Source organism: Shewanella sp. 11B5 (genome assembly GCF_002836795.1).
GTDB lineage: Bacteria > Pseudomonadota > Gammaproteobacteria > Enterobacterales > Shewanellaceae > Shewanella > Shewanella frigidimarina.
Genome location: NZ_PJAP01000702.1, coordinates 1 through 1,978, shown reverse-complemented (window position 1 = coordinate 1,978; position 1,978 = coordinate 1). Strand labels below are relative to the sequence as shown.

Sequence of the window (1,978 nt, the reverse complement as noted above, 5' to 3'; positions counted from 1 at the left end):
CCCATCGACATCACTGAGGTGGGATTGTAGAACACAAGTATTTTCCAAAAATCCCATGGTTTGGTTAAATCTAATACCAAAATCCCCAAACCTGCTAAAACGGAAACTGCTGCAACAATACACGCTGCTTGAACAAAGCCTGAACGGTATGCTTGTTCTTTAAGGCATACATGTTTCAGCAATACGGCAAAGAACATCGCACCGGCAGAAACCCCTGCTAGGAATAGATATATGGCAATGGGCCAATGCCAGACCAAAGAGTCAAAATGCAAAGCGTTCATAATATAATCTCCCCTTGTTTGGCTGTAATACGAAACAGTTTGGGCCGGGTACCTAAATCTAACTTGGTCCGTTGTGTTGGATTAGCTTTTAACAGCATAACCAGTTCAGACTCAGGATCTTTAAGATTACCAAACACCAATGCTTTGGTTGGACAAGCTTCTACACAGGCAGGTTGTTTATCTTGTTTGAGATTAGTTTCCCTGCAAAAGTCACATTTGTCGGCTGCCTTAGTCACAGGATTAATAAAACGTACATCGTAAGGGCAGGCTAAAATACAGTATTGGCAACCAACACATTTATCTGCATTAACCGAGACAATGCCGCTTTCTTTATCGATAAAGGCGGCTCCAGTCGGGCATACATTAACGCAAGGCGCATCTTCACAATGTTGGCAGGAGTGGCGGCTAAAGTGGTAATACTGATTTGGATACTTGCCATAAGGGCCCGACTGTTCAATGCTCAGCCTGGTGACACCTTCGGGAACATGATTCACTTCTCGACACGCTTCAACACAAGCGTTACAACCAATACATTTGGTTTCGTCATGTAGCATGGCGTATTTTAAATTGTTTATTCTTATGCCCGTATCGGCATTGGCTTGATCGCGGCTGAGTGGATATACCGACACGCCGGCAACCAATGCACAGGTGCTTTTAAGGAAATGTCTTCTTGAGTTTTCCATGATTAGTTACCTCTGCACTGTGTGGCAATTTCGGCACACATTACTGCGATCTTTTGCTCCTAAGCCCATTATTGGGTCTGATTCAGGATGCAGTTTATGGCAAGATGTACAACTCACTTTTTGTGCGTGTACGTTGTGAGTCCACTCCGCTTGAGCTATCTTTTTAGGCGAATGGCATTTCAAACACACGCCATTTTTAGTATCGATTGTCATGTCGTTTTCCGCAGAGAATACCATCAGGTCATTGGGTTTCTTAGGGTGATTGCCTTGTTCACCATGGCATGAACTACAACTCATTTTTAACTGTTCTTGAGCATGGTGACCTTGCATTGCCCCATTGCGTTTATGGCATTTCATACATGAGTCATTGTTAATTTGCTCAGTAGAGTCAGCGCTATTTGCTCCCTGACTCATAAGGGCAAACGATAATACGCCTACACTTAACATCAGTAGCCAGTTATTCCGGGACATAATCAGTCCTCTCTACAATAATGGATTATCAAAAAATAGCGGGTGAAAACAGATTGCCTTCACCCGACAGGGTCTTCATACCGGTAGGGATAGCTTTAACATTTGCATGTCGTAAGGTTTGCCTCGAACAATTTCAACTAATTTAATGTTGAATTTTTCGAACAAACTTTTTGCGTTAGCATCATCTTGTTGACTGAAATCAGAGATAACCAATTTCACTTCCGACGAGTCATGATCAATTACAACATAATCGAGTCGAGTATGATTTTCTGCTGCGGTTTGGGCATCCATTTCAAACACGGTGTCGATTGGAACGTTGCAACAAACGTCATATTTGACGCCCACCATCGCTTTTAGCGATTTTAAAAAGTTAAAGCTCTGAGTATCAAAAAGCATTTTTTTGAACTTAATTGCGTGCTCTTCAGTATCGGTTTTGAAGAACTTTATACAAGTCATAATGAAAATAACTAATATAAAAGGAACAACAATAAACAACACAGAGTACACAAACGCATAACTTAAAAAGACTGAAGTAATCATATT

Annotated in this window: 4 protein-coding genes; all 4 read right to left on the bottom strand. The window is 41.5% G+C overall.

Annotated features, from left to right (window positions below):
* Window positions 1–281, bottom strand: a 281-nt coding sequence (gene nrfD, locus CXF78_RS15530) for an NrfD/PsrC family molybdoenzyme membrane anchor subunit (protein ID WP_180957171.1), incomplete at its 3' end; no start/stop codon positions are given.
* Window positions 278–964, bottom strand: a complete 687-nt coding sequence (locus CXF78_RS15525) for a 4Fe-4S dicluster domain-containing protein (RefSeq protein WP_011636101.1) — start codon at window positions 962–964, stop codon at window positions 278–280. The genes CXF78_RS15525 and nrfD, both read right to left, overlap by 4 nt.
* A gap of 6 nt (window positions 965–970) precedes the next feature.
* Window positions 971–1,435, bottom strand: a complete 465-nt coding sequence (locus CXF78_RS15520) for a cytochrome c3 family protein (protein ID WP_011636102.1) — start codon at window positions 1,433–1,435, stop codon at window positions 971–973.
* A 75-nt stretch (window positions 1,436–1,510) separates the two neighbouring features.
* A partial coding sequence (locus tag CXF78_RS15515; RefSeq protein ID WP_257984927.1) for a hypothetical protein occupies window positions 1,511–1,978 on the bottom strand: 468 nt, incomplete at its 5' end.

Excerpts from the sequence above, each read along its gene's own strand:
- CXF78_RS15525 (WP_011636101.1), bottom strand. The coding sequence starts at position 964 with ATGGAAAACTCAAGAAGACATTTCCTTAAAAGCACCTGTGCATTGGTT.
- CXF78_RS15520 (WP_011636102.1), bottom strand. The coding sequence starts at position 1,435 with ATGTCCCGGAATAACTGGCTACTGATGTTAAGTGTAGGCGTATTATCG.